The organism is Prochlorococcus marinus str. MIT 9312 (assembly GCF_000012645.1).
GTDB classification, from domain to species: domain Bacteria; phylum Cyanobacteriota; class Cyanobacteriia; order PCC-6307; family Cyanobiaceae; genus Prochlorococcus_A; species Prochlorococcus_A marinus_L.
Map to the genome: position 1 here is coordinate 1,049,473 of NC_007577.1, position 17,874 is coordinate 1,067,346.

A 17,874-nucleotide genomic window follows, 5' to 3' on the forward strand; every position below is an offset into this window, starting at 1 on the left:
GTAGCGTGGGTGCCTTTGCTATAAAGTGATATTTATTATTAACACGACTCGAAATACGTTGACTCTGTTGTCCCAACTTTATTTCCAGACTAACTCCGAGGCTTGGAACTCTATTTTGAGGTCCTAAAACGCCAAACCAGATTAGCTTCAAAGATATTGGCATCAAGATTGCCATTTTTAGAAATCACTTTTCCTATGCCAGTTTGCAGGCTGTAGTCCTTAGTTAGTTTGTACTCTAACCCGACACTAGGTTTATACAACAAGGCGCTACCGCTATCAACGCCTCCTCCCCCTCCGGCACCTATTAGCATTTCGCCATAGAGTTGCCAGTTCTTCCAGCTCGGGCTAAGAACACCTACACCCCAGTGTCCCTCTGAATAGCCACCGGCTCCTCCTGCATACGCGCTTAATCCTTGTCCTGTTAAATACCCCCAATCACCTATCATCCAGTCGATTTTACCTCCTAATAGTTGCATATCGCGAGAAGATCCATATCTACGTTGCGCATTAAAATACCATTGGTGCGCAGGGCGAAAACGCCATTTGGTAGTTTGTATAAGTTCTGATTCCGTTAAGGGATCTCCTTTTTGATCCTGAGCAAATGTTTCCATAACATATGCCAAATTGAATCCGGCATATGGTGCTTCATAATTGCCATCTGGAGCGGATAGATAACCGCCATCCATAATTAGACTGAGATGAGGAGAAAATCGGTATTCTAATCCTAGATTTGCTCGGGCAACAAATCCTCCCCCGGTTTCGACCTCCCCGCCACCGGCACCTCCTATGGTTAGGGCGGGAAGTAGAGCTAAACGATCATCTTTAGTTAGCGGGAGGCGATAGCCTAGCCCAGCCAAAAGTTCAGCGTACCCACCCACCCCACCTGATAAGGCACCGGCAGTTTCAAAGGTAGCAAACCAGTTATCATCAAGGAAGTAAGAATACTCTACTCCGACCAGTCCCAATGAATCATCAAGCGATGCACCTGAGGTGGTTCTGCTGCCGCTGGAGGGAGAATAGGTGCGAAAACGGGCGGCTAGATGTGATCGATGGCGGCTTAAATTTCTCCAGTCGGATCCAAAATAATCGACAGCAGTAAGCCCATCATTTTCCCAACTGAATATCGGTGAACTGAAGGGGAAATCGAGCGAAAGAGCAATTGCATCGCTGGAAATGTCTCCGTTAGGGAAGTCTACATAGCTATAATTCAGGCCTAGTAAGCTCCAGATAAAGTCGTACTTGAGACCGATATGGGGTCGGATATGCAACCCTCCTCCTTGCGCTGCGGCGCCCCCGCCGCCGGCACCCACATAGCCTCCGGCATCAAGAATTAAGTTATCAGTTAATTGACTTTCCACACCCAAGGTATAGCCCCCAGTAAAGAACCCGCCACGGCGTCCGCTAGCAGCACCGTAAAGAGTTATGCCACCATACAGCCAAGGGTTGAGACGATCGTAAGCCCCTATACCATACAAACCCATGTGTTCGCCAGCATCGGGCATGTCAATTTCCTCAAAGGAAAACCGCAAGGTACGATCTTGCCAAGTTGGAGGTTCCATCCACGCTCCTTTGCCTCCCATAGACTGAAAATCTTCTTCATTTTTAAAATAATTTTCTTCCCCTTTGTAAGGATTCCAAATAATATCTCCTTCTGGTTTATATTTATTTTTTTTTACCTTTTCCCAATTAATTGAATTAAATTCAGAAGAACCTTTTTTAACTTTTTCTGCAAACACAACCAGAGAGTTTAAAATTTGAGCAATTATGAAGAAATAAAATGCAAACTTCATTTCATAAATCTCTTAATGTTTGATTAATTATCTTTCTATAATATTACTCCTATTACATAGATAAATTTAAAAAAGATGAAAGGATTTCTCAAAATCAAGACCTTTTAGTGAGATTAAAGAAATAAGAAAATATCTTACTGAAGTTTAAAATTACTTAATTCTTATTTATAAAATATTTAGGAACTTGGTCTTTTATAGATGACTCAACCAGTAAAACGTAAGTATGATGTTCTGCTAGAAAGATCAGCAGGTGGGGTTTTCCAGAATAGGGCTAAAGGAGTTTAATTTAATCTATGAACTACTCAAAATTATCAAAAAAATTATTTTTGTCTCTAAGCATCTTAGGACTTCTTTTGAATGCTGAACCCTCTAAATCTAATGAGTGGGAAGAGAATGCCGAAACGGTTTCTTGTACTACTGGACATGCAGACATGAGTAATGCTGCAGTTGGTGCAGATCACTCCCAACCCTTTTCAATTGTTTCCAATGCAGTTAATCCACATAAAGCTTGTCTGCAAACACCAGAAGGTTATGAAATAACTCTATACAAAGTAGGAATGTGCAAAAATAATCCATTTGACGAAACTAATGATAATGTTAATCTCGCCTTTACTGAAGCAAATGGTTGCGTATGGACAATGGAATCCTCTGCGGGGGCAACTGTAGACTTAGCAGCGAGTTTAGGTCAATCATCTGCACTACCATCAGCAAGTAGTAGACCACCTTCAGGTACTTATAAATATTTTCTTATTGTAATGAATCCAAATATCAAATTAAAAGGATCTTTTATAACTACAGACGCTACTAACGGGGGGACTTTCCATACAAAACCAGGGACTTCAGAGGTTGATACAGAGGGAGAATTTGATAGCAGCTTATCTTCATCTCAATTTTTTACAGCTGATTTTAGTGATGCGCTTGGATTCAATAATAGAGATGAATGTAGGTATTCCTATCAAAGAACAGTTTCAACTGGTTCTAATCAAGGAGTGATACAAGCTGTTTTAACAAATGATCTGTTTGAAACTGCAACCACTTGTAGTGGGATAACTAAATTAGTTGGTCAATTTAAAGCTACAACTCCAGTTGTGATTAGTGATGAAACTAATGGATTAGAAATTGCATTTAGTATTTCAGGAGCAGGACTTTGGGTTGAAGGCGGCGGTGGCGGTGGCGGTGCAGGTCATCCAAGAAGCTTACATAATCAGCCAATATATGCTTACGCAGGTGACTTTGTACCCAAATTCAAAAAGTTTTAGTAAAAAGCGACAAATCACTAACTTTTCAAACGACAAAATAGCTGCAAAAATAGTTTTCTAGCCTTAAAAGTGATTTTTTATAAAATATTTAGCAATTTGGTCTTTTATAGATGTCTTTTATGAACTAAGATCTTATGAGCGGGGCGTGGCGCAGCTTGGTAGCGCGGGTGCTTTGGGAGCACTAGGTCGCAGGTTCGAATCCTGTCGCCCCGACCATTTAAAAACCAAGTCATACAAGAGAGTTTCCCAGACTCTCTTTTTTATTGCCAAGTATAAGAAAAATAAGACTTAGCGATTATATAGCGATTATTTGCTATACCTTGCATAACCTTGCCGACTTAATCGCTCATACTTGTGCAAGTAGTAAGCGTTTCATTTGTTTTCTTCAATATATTGTTCGATTTTCTTAATAACCCTTTTTAATATTTCTTTATTTTCTTCTGTATAGTTTTCATATTCAGATTTCCCAGGAGAAAGATTCAGCCTCCAATCTGTCTGAGCCTTGATTCTTTGTATTTCCTCTTCTGCATTTGGGTGTACCAAAATGGCGTCGGCATATCTAGCTATTAAAAACTTAACTTGGTTCTCAAGTTTTTCTTGTGGAACTTTTACAAATCCATCCCAAAGAAATTTAATTACAAAACCAATTAATGCAAGTTTTAAAAGAGCATCTAAAAAAGGACTCATAAAAAAGAGGGTTTTATCCCTCTATTTTAGATCGACTGTCAATTAATAACTCTTAGCGGTGCAAGTAGTAAGCGTTTCATGTTTTTAAAAATCAAGAAATATAAAAATACTTTAAACGCTTATAACTATTGACTTAACAATACTAAAAAATAAAACTTATTTTGGTAATTTTATTAGATTAGTTAATTTAATAAAAGATTGATATGGCTAGGAGAAGTTTTAGTTTTGGTGCATCAGAAGAACTTAAATGTTTAGATGGTTTGAAAAGATTTGAAATTGAAACTGATTCTGGAGCAGTAGATGTTTGCTATGCAGCAAGAGTTGTGACCGATTCTATTTTTCTTCCTTGGCGAATTTATGTGAAGGATTACGTGTTTTCGAAAGATGGTGATACATACTATGTTCCTTCTGAAGATAATATTAATTATTTTCAAGCTAATGGTGAACTTCCAAATACTATTCCTGAATATTCACTAACTAAGGTTGATATAGTTTCAGGAAATTTTCTTTGGATTGGATTAGGATTCTTATTGTTATATGTAGGAATTAGTAGCTTTTTTGAAAAGGACGAAACTAAAGATAAAGATTAGACAACAACAGCAGTAGTTAAAGCTTGAGCTGCTAGTAGTGCTAGAAGTAAGCGTTTTGTTTCTTATTCAGTTTTTGTAATATTCACAAAAAACTCTTATCCTTTTTTATTTATGCTTTCCTTAAAAAAACAATATACCGCTGCATCCTTGACACCTAGTTTTTTAGCTGCCTCTTTATCACTAAGATCAGACGTTGCCCATGCATAACAAATATTTCTTTTGCTTGCTCGAGTAATTATGGCGAATAGAAGAATTAATGCCACAGAAACATACACAACTAAACTCATCAAAGCAACTTGATCTTTTCCTTTAGCCTTTTCTTTCCTTGAATTCTTATTTTGTGAACTAACGCTATCATCATTTCTCTTGGTTGATTTTTTGTTTATATCGTTGACACTAATATTTTCAACTTTAGTAAATTCTTGTTTTTTATAACCACTTAGAAATTCATATGCATCATTTATTAGCTTTAACCTTTCTTCGGCATTAACATCATTTTTATTTAAATCAGGATGCCATTTCTTAGCCTCTTTTCTATATGCTTGCTTTAGTTCATTCTCGTCAAAATCGGATTGTAAACCTAAAATCAATAAATAATAAGCTATGTCTTTTGTCAAATAATTCCTAAAAAGAAAGTTTTTATCCCTCTATGTTAGATCGACTGTCAACTTGAACCACTGTAAAAAGATGAGACCTGGTACCTATGTAGCACTAGGTTGCAGCTTAGCGATTATTTAGCGATTATTTGCACATCTATGCTAAACATTGCTGCAGATTGGAGCAATATTGAGACTCAAGTAAATCCTAGTATTACCAACTCATAAGCTATAGCCTCACTTGTTTCTTATGGGTACTGTCGCAAATTGCGTACTGGGTGCTTTGGGAGCACTAGGTCGCAGGTTCGAATCCTGTCGCCCCGACTCTTAAAAACCAAGTCATGCTAGCGAGTTACCCAGACTCGCTTTTTTATTGGAAATTATGTCGGTTACTTCAGCCGACAAAAAGCCGACAATTGCATGATTTTTCTTAGTTGTTCATAGGTGTACTCAGTTATTCAATCCGACAGTTATGAACTAAAAATACATTTATAAGTTTTGGTGCTACTTTACCCCTCTAATATAGATCGGCTGTCAACAGTTAAAAAGATATTTGGTTCTTTTTCCATTCGTTAAACCATTTCATAGCTAATCTAGCTTTTTCTTTTTCAGTCCTTTCCTCTGGTGGCCATTGCCACGGAACTAAACCACCTAATGCAGCAATATTTCTATCGGTGTCTTTAAAAAATGCAGCGTCACATTTACGGCAGCCCCAAGTTCTATGAATTGGCATATCTGGTTGGCATCCCGCAATATGCCATTTTCCAGAATGAGCAGCTTCAGCAGTTGGCATCCCAAACATTGAAGGCCTAACTTCTCTAGTCTTGCAAAGTGGACAGACTATGGGTTTTCTTGAACAGATAAACCAATCTTGTCTTTCTGGTATTGGATTGCAAGTCATATTACATAAAGTCGTTAAGAATATAGTTCCAATCAACTACACCACCTTGAGCTTTGGTTTCTTTATCCATTCTTCTAAGCTCCTTTCTATACTTTTGTCTTATTGGGCTATAGTTTTTATCCAAGCTCTCATCAGGGTGGCTTAGATAGTCCATAATGTTTCTTTTAGTCCATAAGTTTTTCATGCGTAAATAATTTCTCTTACAAGTTTGTAACCATTGATGGTATTAGCTTAGAACTTATATAATTTAAATCTTTAATTTTTTTAGATCAAATTTTACAGCCTTTTTAGCAGTTGAATATGGACTCCATCCAAAAACTAAGGATTCATGATTTCTCATGTTTTTTATAAATGATTTATGAAATTTAAGCTCATTATCAGTTACGCGTGGGTATGGAAAGTATGCAGTTCCATCAACTGAATAATTCCAATATGCAATTTTCGGTTCATTTTTATCCCACCTTAATTGAACCTCTAAATTATCAGCATTGTATGTTGGAGTTTTTATATAAGTATTCAATTTATTTCCATTACAACGTATTCCTATTCTTGCTTGTGCTTCTTGGCCTATGGAATTTAATACAGTCGTCTCTGATAAAAGATCAATATTCACTTTGGTGATATCTGTCATAAGATCTTCCTTCGTACTATAAAAAATATTTTTTTCAGCATTAACTGCAGCTGGTAAAGCAAGAGCAGCTAGTAGTAGGAGTAGTAAGCGTTTCATTTTTTATTATTTGTACAAGCATTAGCCCAACAAATGTCTAAAACGCCAATTATATATTCACAATCAATTGATTCTAAAAATGATTCTGCATCTGGATAATCACATTCTTCACTATTTCCAATTTTTAAGAATTTATCTAAATATCCCATCTCTTCGTATAAATCAATTTTTTCATTGATCCACTCTAAAAGATCATCTTTATTTGATAGGAGATTATAGTTATTTATTACAGACTCAATATGATCAAAGTCTTCTTCCCATGTCTCAGGATCTACCTGACTTGCAATCTCGGCCAGAGTCCAGAAATTAGCAGATATTATTACCGCCCCATTCTCCTTTAAAAAGTCTTTAATAGAATCACTAAATGCCCTATCTGAGTTAGGTTTTGAATCCTCAAGTGATTCTTTATCTTCATCTTCTTTGTTTGCGATGGACTGTAGTTCACCTTCTAATTCCTCAATCCATTCTTCATCTTCTTCTGCATCTTCATCTTCTTCACTTAAGATTGGCGGAAAATCCTCCCTTATTTGCTCAATTCTTTTTTCGTAAATATTTTCATGTTTAGATTTAAAAGGAATATCAAGATAATTTTCCCCTTTAAATTCTTCATCCTTTAAATTTTCCTCATATTTTTGGAATAAAACTTCCAGAATTTCTTTATACATCTTTTCTTCATTAGAAGGTGGCTGTCCAGGATAAATCCGATCCACTTTCTTTTTTAAATAGACAAAGGCATCTTTATATCTCTCTACCCATAATTCTCTAGCAAATGGATCCATTTTGAATAAAATTTCCGAACACATATCAATAGCCTTATCTGATTTCCATTTCTCGTTTAAGAGTCTTTTTTCACTTTCTGACATAACCTCTAGAGATTTGCCCCTTATTTTAGATCGACTGTCAATCAATGATATTTTACAGCTCCTAAAGCAATAGGTCTTTGGTTAGCGATTATTTAGCGATTAATTGTATATCTAAGGATAATTTTGTATAACTTTGGCCTATTTTTAAGACTCGTAATTTTGTAGATATAGCAACTAACAAGCTATAGCCTCACTTGTTTATTTAACCTACTGTCTCAAATTGGAGGGCGGGTGCTTTGGGAGCACTAGGTCGCAGGTTCGAATCCTGTCGCCCCGACTCTTAAAAACCAAGTCATACTAGCGAGTTACCCAGACTCGCTTTTTTATTGGAAATTATGTCGGTTAATTCAGCCGACAAATCGCCGACAAATAATGCAGGATTTGTCATGTCAAATCCTGCAATATCCCGCAACTATTTAGTCATGGTCTGTAGACATAGTGCCCAAATGGGCTTGTTAAGTGCTTTGGGAGCACTAGGTCGCAGGTTCGAATCCTGTCGCCCCGATTGACTTCTCACGATTCCTAAATACTCTCTGGGCGATCTCTGGGCGATCATTTGCTATACCTTGCTGCACTTTGCATGGTGCATCGCCCGCAATAACTAAAAATAAGAATTAAAAATTGAGGTCTTTTTCCAACCCTCATCTAGTAGTTGTTTATATTCTTTTCTTGCAGCCTCAACAGTTTCTACCCTGCTGCCTTTCCTAGCAGTCAGTCCATAAACCATTAAAAAAGTCAGCCCATATCCCTACTAGCTGACTTTCATGACGATGTAAGTTTTGAAAACTATACGAATGTATTTGTTGTTGTGATGCTTAAAACAACAGCAACAAAGAATATGTAAGGAACCAACTTAAGGGGTACATATCCTTGTTTTTTAGATATAAAATCCATTTATACAAACCCCGGAATAATTTGTCCTGTTGTTAGATATGCGCCAATAAGGGCAATAAAGCCAATCATCGCAAATCTACCATTGAGCTTCTCAGCTACAATTTTTTCCTTCTCAACTGTTTTTGTTTCGTTCATTTGTTTGGTTGGTTGTTTAGCTAAGACGCTTCCTAATGCAATCTTGAAATGAATCTAGTAAAAGGAAATTACAAGTGTGAGTACAATTACTTACCCTCATACCCCCTATAAGTTGAACTTATTAAAAGTATTTCGATTTTAATTGAGCAATTATTCAATAAAAATAAGATTTAAATAATGCATTTAATTGATAAGCATAATTTATCAATGGCATAAGATTTATTCCGCTCATTTATTGAATTTTTGGACTATGCTTACTAGGACGGAATATTTAATCCGTTCTTACTTAAACGTCTCATATAGAGGCAATAACATAACGAACTCATGACAACTATTCAGCAGCAGCGTTCTTCGCTGTTAAAGGGTTGGCCACAGTTTTGTGAGTGGGTAACATCAACTAACAACAGAATTTATGTTGGTTGGTTCGGCGTCTTAATGATCCCATGCCTACTTGCAGCAGCGGCTTGCTTCATCGTTGCATTCATCGCAGCACCACCAGTAGACATCGACGGAATTAGAGAGCCAGTTGCTGGTTCATTCCTATATGGAAACAACATCATCTCAGGTGCAGTTGTTCCTTCATCCAACGCTATTGGTCTACACTTCTACCCAATTTGGGAAGCAGCTACTGTAGATGAGTGGTTATACAACGGTGGTCCTTACCAGCTTGTAATTTTCCACTTCCTAATCGGTATCTCAGCATACATGGGAAGACAGTGGGAGCTTTCATACCGTTTAGGTATGCGTCCTTGGATCTGTGTTGCATACTCTGCACCAGTTTCAGCAGCTTTCGCAGTATTTCTTGTATATCCATTCGGTCAAGGTTCATTCTCTGACGGAATGCCTTTAGGTATCTCTGGAACATTCAACTTCATGTTTGTTTTCCAGGCAGAGCACAACATTCTTATGCACCCATTCCACATGGCTGGTGTTGCTGGTATGTTCGGAGGATCTCTATTCTCAGCTATGCACGGTTCACTTGTTACTTCATCTCTAATCAGAGAAACAACTGAGACAGAGTCTCAGAACTATGGTTACAAGTTCGGACAAGAAGAAGAAACATATAACATCGTTGCAGCTCATGGCTACTTCGGTCGTTTGATCTTCCAATATGCAAGTTTCAACAACAGCAGAAGTCTTCACTTCTTCCTAGCTGTATTCCCAGTTGTTTGTGTATGGTTAACTTCAATGGGTATCTGCACAATGGCATTCAACCTTAACGGTTTCAACTTCAACCAGTCAGTTGTTGATGCAAACGGTAAGATTGTTCCTACATGGGGTGACGTTCTTAACAGAGCAAACCTAGGTATGGAAGTAATGCACGAGCGTAACGCTCACAACTTCCCACTTGATCTAGCAGCAGCTGAGTCTACAACAGTAGCTCTTTCAGCTCCAGCTATCGGTTAAGATTAAAGTTCTTAATTTTACAAGCCCCCTTTTTGGGGGCTTTTTTTTGTTTAATTTTCAATTGGGTATGCATATTTATTACTGAGAACCAAATCGTGAGAAAGAAAGAACCTAATTTAGATCTACATTAAAAGCTTTTAGAACGATCTCATCTGTTAATTTGATACTTTCATTTCCTCCAAGTTTGCAGTCGTTAAGAAAGTAATTCTCAAACCCAATCATTGAAGAATGCAGTAATAGCATTTGTATCTTTGTGGATAAAACTTCTCCAATTGAATTTGTAGCCGCAAAATATTCTGACAACATTTCCGTAACAAATTCTTTTCCCCTTGATTCATACTCATCGATGCAGGATGCCGTTAATGCTGCTGCACATTGATATTCCCAATCTTCGACTTCTTTAGGATTCCACCAATATTCATCTGGCTTAGCTTCGTAATGTCCATATGTTCGTTTTTTTGTCATTTCTACTAACTGATTTAGCCATCCTTGAGCCTCACCTTTAAATCTATTCTGTGCAAATTCTTTTAAACTTTGAAGCTTTTCTAAACTTTGCTGATGAGATTCATCAGGCATAAAATATGGATCTAAACTTCTAATGTATTTTTTATGTAGACCAAACCATTTCTTAATAAAGTCATTGCCCTCATCATAATCAAAATCCAAAGGTAATTTATGAAAAATCATAATAACTGATTCTTCAGACTGATCAGAAACTGTTGGAAAATATTCTCCAATTCTTGACATGTCTAATAAAGTTGAGGTGTTTATTTTGTAGCCAAGGTTATCAAGTTTATCTCTTACTTCCATAGAATCAAATAATTCAATCCCAAGAGATTGTTCCTCATCAAACTGTCCTTCAAATTCTGAATAAAAACTTTCCCAACTAACAGGTTTCATTTAATTAATATTTAAATCTTTTCTTTACCTTAAAATAATCCTTTAACCCGAGGACTTGATTTGTTTCTTTATCATATTTACAACTTAAAGATTTTTTATTACTTTGCCAATCTCTACAAGCAAAGTAAGCTTCTCTGCTAGAACCATATTTTCCAAACCAATTAGCTTCAACAGTAGTAGGCAGAGCGAGAGCAGCTAGTAGTGGGAGTAGTAATCGTTTCATTTGTTAAGAACCATACCCAAAACTTTTAATCCATTCCTCTTTTAAGCCAAGTAATTCACAAATTTGTTTTGCCTTAGGTAAGCTCAATACCTGATCATCTCCTTCAGAATATTCATAATCAACCATCCAATCCATCCATCCATAAGGAAGCGTATGCCAAAAAACAAGAACATCTGATCTCGAATCTATATATTCCCTTCTATGAAATTCGCCAGTAGTGCAATATTCAAAATCTTTATTAGGTTCATCTATCTTTTCTTTATATCCAAGAGCGATTAGTTCTTTTTCATATTTGGGATATATCCAAACTTCTATCTCATGATCATCATAAATTGTGTCCCATTCATCTTTAGGATCTTTAAGAGAGGTATAGCAAGCATCATAGTATTTATCCCAACTATTACTCTTGCAGGCTCTAACCCAATATTTCTTGATTTCTTTAATAGTATTTTTGCAATTTAAATCTTGCAAGAAACTTTGTATATCTGGATATTTACAATATCCAGTATCCCCGATTTGAAATAATTCAACTAGAGATTGCTTATCAAAGGTTTCTTTTATTTTCTCGAATATGAAATTTTTTAAACCTTCAGGACTAGATACTTGATTATAAAAATCTTCTATAAAATTCAGATAATTTGTATCTTCCTGCCATGATTCTCTTTTAATGTGGAAAGCAATTTGAGAGATAGTATGAATATCTGCTCGATTTGATCCAGACCAAGTTCCAGAATGTTCTTTAAGTAGTCTATAAAATTTAATTTTTGATTTCGGTATCATTTATTATTCAAAAATACTCGTATACATAGAATTGAATTTAGATGAATATTTCATTCCCTTATCTAGACCAAGCCAAAACTTTATAAGTCTTTCAGGTTCATTTCCATTCTCTTTACCAAGATCAGGTTGAACCACTACACACTCACCTTTTGCTGCTGCGCTATAAAGAATTTTTCTGGCAAGAAATTTCCCTAATCCTTTATTCCTATATTTTTCTTTAACTTCGAATTTTTCTAAGATTATTATTCTTGTAGAGCAGGTTTTTATCTCTTCATCTAAGCTCTCACTATCCCAATCAAGTAATTCACAAAGCAATGCTCCTGCACTGTTGAAATCATCAGAATGATTATCTAACCATAACTCTATTGTTTGGGGAGAATAGCCTTGATGCAATACTGAGGCAACTTTAGCTTCAGCTATTACTTCTACAGTATCAAAATCATCTTCTTCAAAATTTGGATACCAAGTGGCCGTCGATTTACCTTCTAAAAATGCTCCATGTTCTAGTTCAGAACAGTCACTTATGCTAAAAGTTGTCACGGCGTCTGATAAATAATCACTTTCAAGGATCTCAAGAATTTGGCTCATATTACTTTAATTTTTTTAAGTTTCCTCCTCTCCGAGGGCCTTTCTAAGAAGATCTTGATCAATATCTTTATATTTCTGCATCAATGAATAAATATCTTTTTCTTTTTCAGTTTTAATTTCTTTTTCTTCTAAAAATTTTGTAGAAAAAGCTTCTAATCCTTGCTTCTCTTCTGGTGCATAAAGAATAGCTTCTAATTCTTCTGCTAATTTCATACCATCATAAGTTAACTCTAGAGTTAATCTTTTTCTATTTAAAGGATCAACAACTTTCCTTAGCAGTGCAAAACCTTTCTTTTTTAATCTATGTGTTGGACTTAAAAAATCAGTATTTCTTGAACCTGAAGCTGAGGATGTATTGAGATCTTCCTCGAGAGCTTTTTTATGACATCTATTATGAGTAGCAACATATAGATAAGTACTAATTACCTGAGCAGGAATCTCCTTATCAAATTTCATAAATAATTTAATAACTTCTAAAAGAGCCAATAACTTTCTATTTGTAATAGCCCTTTTTAAAGGATCCATGCAATTAAAATTAAAATTATACTTTCTATATTTATATATATTTTATAGAAATCTAACAATTAACTTACTAGAGAAAAAAATAAAGACGCAAAGATAGTTTTACGCTGTAGAAAACATATTATTTACTATTTCTATAAATTTGCTACTTTTCTAGAAGTACTTGATTTCTAGCAATTAAACCCTGGTGTTTCGCCTGGGTAGCAGTAAAGTCACTCAAACGGCATCGGATACCAATGTCTCTCAGCGAAGAATAGGCCTTAGGCCATATATCTTTGGCACTGGGACGACTACAGGTAGTCATGCCACGATTTATGGCCTAAGGCCTATTCTTCGCCTACAGTGATCGGCACCGATCTCTGAAGGATAGTAGAAATCAGGTACAACCTATTTTCTGAAAAAATGAAGGACTTTAATAATTCAAAGATAAGATTTGCTACTTCTCTTGTCTCAACTAATGATCAAAGCGCAGGTGGTTACCACTATCAACTTGATACAACCATAAATATATTGGTAGTTAACGATATTGTTGAGAAAGAGAATGGCTTTGAAAGATCAGATAATTTGGTTTTTAGCGTATTTCACAAGGATTATTATGCTGAAAAAAAGCTAATTTATCTTTATGCAGGACCGACTAATTCAAATATTAAGAGAGGGGCTGATTCTTTTTCTCTCGTTAGTGATGATTTTGAAAGTCTTCAAAATGTGCCTTTACTTTTAAATGCAATTAAAGATGTTATTAAATCTAATCATAAATGTGTTTATTTAGATAAAGGTAAGGACGAAACATATGATCCAGTTCCATTTCTTGCAAGGATTGATTCATTATCTAAGACATCATCTATTGTCAGGTTTACTAAGGGGCTTGATGCAATAAATAATGAAGAACCAAATAATGAATTAAATCTTATTTCTGCTCAAAAATTAAGTGATAAGTTCAAAGATTCAAAAGTGCTAGATAAAAATGATATTGAACTTGTAAAAATAATATTTACTACAACCCCACTTACTTTCGGATATTGGGGTACTTTTAAAGCATTGATGAAGAAATTTGATCCCGAACTTTTGCCAATTGAATTTGGGAAAGCTCTAGCACGTTTATCTGTTCATCCAGGAGCTAAATCGCATGATTCATATCATTACCCCAACTTTAATTTTGAGAATTTGATCTGGTTAAAAGATATTGTTCCTCTTCCAAATAGAAGAACTATTGATTATCTCGCCCGACGTATGCGAAGAGAATTAAAAAAAATAGGAGATACTAAACCAGCATTATATACTTCAGTCGTATCCACAATGCTCATTGAATTTGACTCATGGGATTCACAAATTACAAATAAATCTTTTATTCCTGCTTATGTATTGTCAGGAAAATATCTTGAGCTTGATGGTTATAGAAAAAGTAGAGTCGTTTATTTACCTCTTTTTCAGCAAAAGCGTTCTGACCCGCATTCAGAGGCATGGAATAAAAATATCTCTAAAGTTATAGATATTTTTAATAACGTTAGGAATTCTTCCGAGATATTTAATTTTAGTTATCAAATATTGAAAGATAATAATCAAATAATTACAGATCTCACAAAGAATAATGTTTTATTGGCCTTATCTTCTAATTTTGATGAACTTGTATTAATTGCCCTTAAAACAATTCCAAGGTTTTTCAAGGATTTATTTAATCAAATATCTGCAGATAATTGGATGATGTTCTTTGAAAGAAGTGATATGAAATCATTTGGGATTTTTATTGATGAGGTGCGTTGTGTTGGGACCGGAATGGGTAATATCTATCTTTTTAATGCTCTAGAAAAATATTTTTCTGCAAATGTCAAAGATAATATTGAGCGAGCAGCTCCTCTTGCTGGAATGTATTTAAGGTTTCTTCCTAGATATGTATATAGTGCCGAAAAATTTAGAAAAGTATTAGAACTTGTCACTTCCTTTTATTCATTTAGTAAATCATCAGAAATATGGAGAATTTCATTAGATAAAATTCCCTTCAACCTTTTGTTGGCATTTTATTTTGAAATAATTACAAATAAAAATTTTGTTGAAGGTAATTTGGAAATAATAGAGGAAGTAATTCTTAGTAAATGTAAATCAAATAAGAGTTATCTTTATGGGTATGGCTATGGTTACAACGATATTTTTATAGAGAGCATAATAAAATGTTTTATTTCTGGCGAGAAAAAAGTTGAGGAATTTGGTTGGTTACTATTAAACAAATATCAAGATTCTTCAGATTTAGATCAAAGAAAAATTCAAATAGAAAGAATTTTCCAGTGGTTGAAAGATACACATTTAGATCCAATAAAAATTCAAATAGAGCCTATGATTCAATGGTTGAAAAATACACATCCATCTTCATATTTTTTGGGAGAAAAATGGGAGACTCGCAGAATTGATCTAATAGGTATTCTTCTTGAAAAATATCCTTATTTAAGCGATGAAAAAATTGTAGATATTCTGACTGATAATGGATGGTCTCTTACCTCATCAGGAAAGTTATATTTTCTCATAAAAAATGCAAGCCCAATGAAATCTCGAATAATTTGGAATGCACTTGCAAATGATAATTCTAATGAAATTAAAGATCTTGTTCTGATAGATAAATCTTTTCTTAAAGTGTTTGGTGATTCAATTAATATTGAGGATCTTTCAAAATGCGGAAATATCCAACATGAAGTTTTAAAAAAATATATTGAAAATAACCCATCAAGGATAAAAAATGATATTTCTTTTGGTTTGGCTCTCGCAGCAGTTCCTAATCCAGCATTGCAGGATATTGCAATCGATCAACTCTTAAAAATAAATGCCTTGCAATCTAAATGGCTTTTACTTGCCGAGATTGGATTACCAAAACCAATTCTTGCAGCCCGTAAATTTATAGAATCATTATCTGATAAGGAAGAATTAAGTAATTGTATTCTTGCCTCTATCGATAGTTCAGTTTTCACAGTAAGAGATATGGGATTGGAACTATTGGATAAAAATTCAGAAATAATTAATAATGAAAAATTACTTGCTTCATTATCAACCTCTGATGATCATAAAGTTCAGGGAAGAGTAGCAGAAGAACTGCTTATAAGAGAAAGTGATAATCCAGTTTTTGAAGACTTTGATAATCGAATACTTATCACAAGAAGAAGGAATAGAAAGGCTAAGGAAAAAATTAAGGATCGACTTGATTCGGATTCAAAAATAAAAAATCAAGAAATACTTTCTCCAAAAAGGATAGAGGCATTATTGAATTTAGCTAAAGGTAAAAATATTAGAGATAGAGAATGGGCTCTGAATCGGATCGCTTCCCTCAGTATCAAGGGAGTTAGATTTGATGGAATTGAAATAGAAAAGACTAATACAAGGAGAAATAAATGACTACATTTACTGGAAATTTTACAAGATCAATTTCAGGATCTTCCCCTAATGATAGTTCTGTAACTTTTGGTGTTGATTTAGATCAAGCTCCTGTTTATCTGAATGTTGATGTTATCCCAAGTTATGCATTTGCTCGATTAATGCTTGTTTTAGGAAATGTAGTAAGAATGCAAGATGCAGGAATTGAAAAGGATCATTCTACTTATCAAGAATGGGTTAGAGGAGAATATTTGAAAGAATTAAATGATGAAATTAAAGAGAAAAAAGCAAAATTACCAGCTTTATTAGAAAAGAAAAATAAAATTACAAAGCTATTAAAATCGATTAAAGAAAAGGGTGAAAAGTATGATTCAAAGAATTTTCTTAAGGAAAGAAACACTTTTTGGAAATGGCTTTATACCCATAATCGACAAGCTTGGTATGTTCTCGACCCTATCGTAAGCGTCCAGCCTGATGCAACTTTTTTTGAAGCATTTTCATTAGATGAATCTACATATGCGCGGGTATCGCTTCCTCATTCGGCAACAAAATCTAATAAAAAACCATCATGTGGAACTACTAATATAGATTTCAGTGTCTCGCTTGAAAGGGAACTTGCAAGGACTAGAAACTATAGACCTTTGCATCTTACTGTAGGTTCAGATTCAGTTGGAGTCGATACTGGAGTTTCTTCTACTGTTGAGAAGAAAATAGATCTCCCAGAATCATGGGTAAGAGGATTGGTTGAGGTGCAGGCAGCTTTATCTTTAGCACCAGTTGAGCTGACTTTATCTTCTTCTTATCTTGCTGATATTCTTGCAAGATTAGAATCAGAAAGAGAAAGGGAAGGTCCAAGAGCATTAGTATTTAATATGAAACCCGGAGAAAAGCCTGAAATAGAAATACAACCTTGGGGAGAAATTCATAAAGTATCTGACAAACTTTATACAGGTGAAGAGAATCGAAAAATTAAAGTCTGGGGAAGACGCAGACTTCGTGTTTTGAGTAATTTATTATCGATTGTTCCAGAATTGAAAGTCAGATTAATAGATTCGGGGATGCCATCTTTTTGGAGTATTGAGATAGAGGATGTAGTTTTAACAATTGGTATATCTGGATGGACTTCACAAGACTGGGCAGGGAGAGCAAGGTTTTCTGCTATTACTCCTGCATCTGATTTATCTCCAAATATCATTGAAAATGCATCAACTCTTCTGAAGAAAAAAAATGCTTTATCCGTGGATGAATTAGCAAATAAAATTAATCAGAGCCCTGGAGATTGTCGTCGAATTCTTCAGAGTTTGTGTATTAAGGGATTAGCCATGTTCGATCCTGAAAATGGAAAATATCGTTGGCGGGCTCTTTTCCCATCTCTAAATCTTGAAAGTCAATCTGAAGCTGGAGTAGAGGAAAGAAAAGGTTTAGAGATATTCAAGTCAAATAAAATCAAGATAATTTCAGACCAGATAACTTCCAAGGGTCGTGAACTTAAAGGTCTCGTAGAGTCACATGAAAAAATAAATCAACCTTCCATTATCAAAGATTTGGATGGCCGAGTCATTAATGCGCAATGCGACTGTTCTCATTTTCGATTTCATAAACTTAGACAAGGACCTTGTAGACATATTGTTTGCTTAAGCTTGAAGGGAGGTGGATAA

At 35.0% G+C, this 17,874-nt stretch carries 19 protein-coding genes and 1 tRNA gene; 6 read left to right on the forward strand and 14 right to left on the reverse strand.

What is annotated here, in order from left to right:
• Positions 1 to 110: 110 nt before the first annotated feature.
• Complete coding sequence (locus PMT9312_RS05845; RefSeq protein WP_011376684.1) at positions 111 to 1,790, reverse strand: hypothetical protein; 1,680 nt, start codon at positions 1,788 to 1,790, stop codon at positions 111 to 113.
• A 293-nt stretch (positions 1,791 to 2,083) separates the two neighbouring features.
• Between PMT9312_RS05845 and PMT9312_RS05850 the strand changes: the two genes are divergently transcribed.
• Positions 2,084 to 3,049 (forward strand): hypothetical protein, encoded by a 966-nt coding sequence (locus PMT9312_RS05850; protein ID WP_011376685.1) that lies wholly within the window; start codon positions 2,084 to 2,086, stop codon positions 3,047 to 3,049.
• 139 nt (positions 3,050 to 3,188) lie between these two features.
• Positions 3,189 to 3,265: transfer RNA gene (locus PMT9312_RS05855), tRNA-Pro, on the forward strand.
• A gap of 156 nt (positions 3,266 to 3,421) precedes the next feature.
• Here PMT9312_RS05855 and PMT9312_RS05860 read toward each other — a convergent pair.
• Entirely contained in the window at positions 3,422 to 3,736 is a 315-nt protein-coding gene (locus PMT9312_RS05860; RefSeq protein WP_011376686.1) for a hypothetical protein, read from the reverse strand.
• A 203-nt stretch (positions 3,737 to 3,939) separates the two neighbouring features.
• Between PMT9312_RS05860 and PMT9312_RS05865 the strand changes: the two genes are divergently transcribed.
• On the forward strand, positions 3,940 to 4,326 hold the full coding sequence (locus tag PMT9312_RS05865) for a hypothetical protein (RefSeq protein WP_011376687.1): 387 nt from the start codon (positions 3,940 to 3,942) through the stop codon (positions 4,324 to 4,326).
• Between the two features lie 95 nt (positions 4,327 to 4,421).
• On the opposite strand, the gene PMT9312_RS10105 is transcribed toward PMT9312_RS05865, so the two are convergent.
• The 7 genes from PMT9312_RS10105 to PMT9312_RS05895 form a co-directional block, all read right to left on the reverse strand.
• The gene (locus tag PMT9312_RS10105; protein WP_011376688.1) at positions 4,422 to 4,943 is read right to left on the reverse strand and encodes a J domain-containing protein; all 522 of its coding nucleotides are present in this window, start codon (positions 4,941 to 4,943) and stop codon (positions 4,422 to 4,424) included.
• A gap of 520 nt (positions 4,944 to 5,463) precedes the next feature.
• Positions 5,464 to 5,823, reverse strand: a complete 360-nt coding sequence (locus PMT9312_RS05875) for a hypothetical protein (protein ID WP_011376689.1) — start codon at positions 5,821 to 5,823, stop codon at positions 5,464 to 5,466.
• Between the two features lies 1 nt (position 5,824).
• Positions 5,825 to 6,007 carry a hypothetical protein gene (locus tag PMT9312_RS05880; RefSeq protein WP_036924236.1) on the reverse strand — a complete coding sequence of 61 codons (183 nt, stop codon included), beginning with the start codon at positions 6,005 to 6,007 and terminating at the stop codon, positions 5,825 to 5,827.
• A 63-nt stretch (positions 6,008 to 6,070) separates the two neighbouring features.
• Positions 6,071 to 6,550, reverse strand: a complete 480-nt coding sequence (locus PMT9312_RS05885) for a hypothetical protein (protein WP_011376690.1) — start codon at positions 6,548 to 6,550, stop codon at positions 6,071 to 6,073.
• The gene (locus PMT9312_RS05890) at positions 6,547 to 7,413 is read right to left on the reverse strand and encodes a hypothetical protein (RefSeq protein ID WP_011376691.1); all 867 of its coding nucleotides are present in this window, start codon (positions 7,411 to 7,413) and stop codon (positions 6,547 to 6,549) included. The genes PMT9312_RS05885 and PMT9312_RS05890 overlap by 4 nt, the downstream gene beginning before the upstream one ends.
• A 601-nt stretch (positions 7,414 to 8,014) precedes the next feature.
• Positions 8,015 to 8,140, reverse strand: a complete 126-nt coding sequence (locus PMT9312_RS09595; protein WP_011376692.1) for a DUF1651 domain-containing protein — start codon at positions 8,138 to 8,140, stop codon at positions 8,015 to 8,017.
• 167 nt (positions 8,141 to 8,307) lie between these two features.
• Positions 8,308 to 8,442, reverse strand: coding sequence for a high light inducible protein (locus PMT9312_RS05895; RefSeq protein ID WP_011376693.1), 135 nt, complete (start codon positions 8,440 to 8,442; stop codon positions 8,308 to 8,310).
• Between the two features lie 324 nt (positions 8,443 to 8,766).
• Here PMT9312_RS05895 and psbA point away from each other — a divergent pair, with 324 nt between their 5' ends.
• Positions 8,767 to 9,849 carry a photosystem II q(b) protein gene (gene psbA, locus PMT9312_RS05900; protein ID WP_011375791.1) on the forward strand — a complete coding sequence of 361 codons (1,083 nt, stop codon included), beginning with the start codon at positions 8,767 to 8,769 and terminating at the stop codon, positions 9,847 to 9,849.
• Positions 9,850 to 9,960: 111 nt separating this feature from the next.
• Here the strand turns inward: psbA and PMT9312_RS05905 are convergent, their stop codons facing one another.
• From PMT9312_RS05905 to PMT9312_RS05925, 5 genes are read right to left on the reverse strand one after another with little or no spacing between them, the layout of a single operon-like run.
• Positions 9,961 to 10,749: a hypothetical protein gene (locus tag PMT9312_RS05905; RefSeq protein ID WP_011376694.1), complete on the reverse strand. Its 789-nt coding sequence runs from the start codon at positions 10,747 to 10,749 to the stop codon at positions 9,961 to 9,963.
• 4 nt (positions 10,750 to 10,753) lie between these two features.
• A complete protein-coding gene (locus tag PMT9312_RS05910) occupies positions 10,754 to 10,972 on the reverse strand; it encodes a hypothetical protein (protein ID WP_036923971.1) in 219 nt (72 codons plus the stop codon).
• A 3-nt stretch (positions 10,973 to 10,975) separates the two neighbouring features.
• On the reverse strand, positions 10,976 to 11,752 hold the full coding sequence (locus PMT9312_RS05915) for a hypothetical protein (RefSeq protein ID WP_011376695.1): 777 nt from the start codon (positions 11,750 to 11,752) through the stop codon (positions 10,976 to 10,978).
• A 3-nt stretch (positions 11,753 to 11,755) separates the two neighbouring features.
• The gene (locus PMT9312_RS05920; protein ID WP_011376696.1) at positions 11,756 to 12,340 is read right to left on the reverse strand and encodes an N-acetyltransferase; all 585 of its coding nucleotides are present in this window, start codon (positions 12,338 to 12,340) and stop codon (positions 11,756 to 11,758) included.
• Between the two features lie 15 nt (positions 12,341 to 12,355).
• Entirely contained in the window at positions 12,356 to 12,865 is a 510-nt protein-coding gene (locus PMT9312_RS05925) for a hypothetical protein (RefSeq protein WP_011376697.1), read from the reverse strand.
• A 399-nt stretch (positions 12,866 to 13,264) separates the two neighbouring features.
• Here PMT9312_RS05925 and PMT9312_RS05930 point away from each other — a divergent pair, with 399 nt between their 5' ends.
• Together PMT9312_RS05930 and PMT9312_RS05935 are read left to right on the forward strand one after the other, a co-directional pair.
• Positions 13,265 to 16,237, forward strand: a complete 2,973-nt coding sequence (locus tag PMT9312_RS05930; RefSeq protein ID WP_011376698.1) for a hypothetical protein — start codon at positions 13,265 to 13,267, stop codon at positions 16,235 to 16,237.
• Entirely contained in the window at positions 16,234 to 17,874 is a 1,641-nt protein-coding gene (locus PMT9312_RS05935; protein WP_011376699.1) for a hypothetical protein, read from the forward strand. The genes PMT9312_RS05930 and PMT9312_RS05935 overlap by 4 nt, the downstream gene beginning before the upstream one ends.

What these genes read in the sequence shown, in the direction of transcription:
- PMT9312_RS05845 (WP_011376684.1), bottom strand. Translation starts at nt 1,790, where the DNA reads ATGAAGTTTGCATTTTATTTCTTCATAATTGCTCAAATTTTAAACTCT.
- PMT9312_RS05850 (WP_011376685.1), top strand. Translation starts at nt 2,084, where the DNA reads ATGAACTACTCAAAATTATCAAAAAAATTATTTTTGTCTCTAAGCATC.
- PMT9312_RS05860 (WP_011376686.1), bottom strand. Translation starts at nt 3,736, where the DNA reads ATGAGTCCTTTTTTAGATGCTCTTTTAAAACTTGCATTAATTGGTTTT.
- PMT9312_RS05865 (WP_011376687.1), top strand. Translation starts at nt 3,940, where the DNA reads ATGGCTAGGAGAAGTTTTAGTTTTGGTGCATCAGAAGAACTTAAATGT.
- PMT9312_RS05875 (WP_011376689.1), bottom strand. Translation starts at nt 5,823, where the DNA reads ATGACTTGCAATCCAATACCAGAAAGACAAGATTGGTTTATCTGTTCA.
- PMT9312_RS05880 (WP_036924236.1), bottom strand. Translation starts at nt 6,007, where the DNA reads ATGAAAAACTTATGGACTAAAAGAAACATTATGGACTATCTAAGCCAC.
- PMT9312_RS05885 (WP_011376690.1), bottom strand. Translation starts at nt 6,550, where the DNA reads ATGAAACGCTTACTACTCCTACTACTAGCTGCTCTTGCTTTACCAGCT.
- PMT9312_RS05890 (WP_011376691.1), bottom strand. Translation starts at nt 7,413, where the DNA reads ATGTCAGAAAGTGAAAAAAGACTCTTAAACGAGAAATGGAAATCAGAT.
- PMT9312_RS09595 (WP_011376692.1), bottom strand. Translation starts at nt 8,140, where the DNA reads ATGGTTTATGGACTGACTGCTAGGAAAGGCAGCAGGGTAGAAACTGTT.
- PMT9312_RS05895 (WP_011376693.1), bottom strand. Translation starts at nt 8,442, where the DNA reads ATGAACGAAACAAAAACAGTTGAGAAGGAAAAAATTGTAGCTGAGAAG.
- psbA (WP_011375791.1), top strand. Translation starts at nt 8,767, where the DNA reads ATGACAACTATTCAGCAGCAGCGTTCTTCGCTGTTAAAGGGTTGGCCA.
- PMT9312_RS05905 (WP_011376694.1), bottom strand. Translation starts at nt 10,749, where the DNA reads ATGAAACCTGTTAGTTGGGAAAGTTTTTATTCAGAATTTGAAGGACAG.
- PMT9312_RS05910 (WP_036923971.1), bottom strand. Translation starts at nt 10,972, where the DNA reads ATGAAACGATTACTACTCCCACTACTAGCTGCTCTCGCTCTGCCTACT.
- PMT9312_RS05915 (WP_011376695.1), bottom strand. Translation starts at nt 11,752, where the DNA reads ATGATACCGAAATCAAAAATTAAATTTTATAGACTACTTAAAGAACAT.
- PMT9312_RS05920 (WP_011376696.1), bottom strand. Translation starts at nt 12,340, where the DNA reads ATGAGCCAAATTCTTGAGATCCTTGAAAGTGATTATTTATCAGACGCC.
- PMT9312_RS05925 (WP_011376697.1), bottom strand. Translation starts at nt 12,865, where the DNA reads ATGGATCCTTTAAAAAGGGCTATTACAAATAGAAAGTTATTGGCTCTT.
- PMT9312_RS05930 (WP_011376698.1), top strand. Translation starts at nt 13,265, where the DNA reads ATGAAGGACTTTAATAATTCAAAGATAAGATTTGCTACTTCTCTTGTC.
- PMT9312_RS05935 (WP_011376699.1), top strand. Translation starts at nt 16,234, where the DNA reads ATGACTACATTTACTGGAAATTTTACAAGATCAATTTCAGGATCTTCC.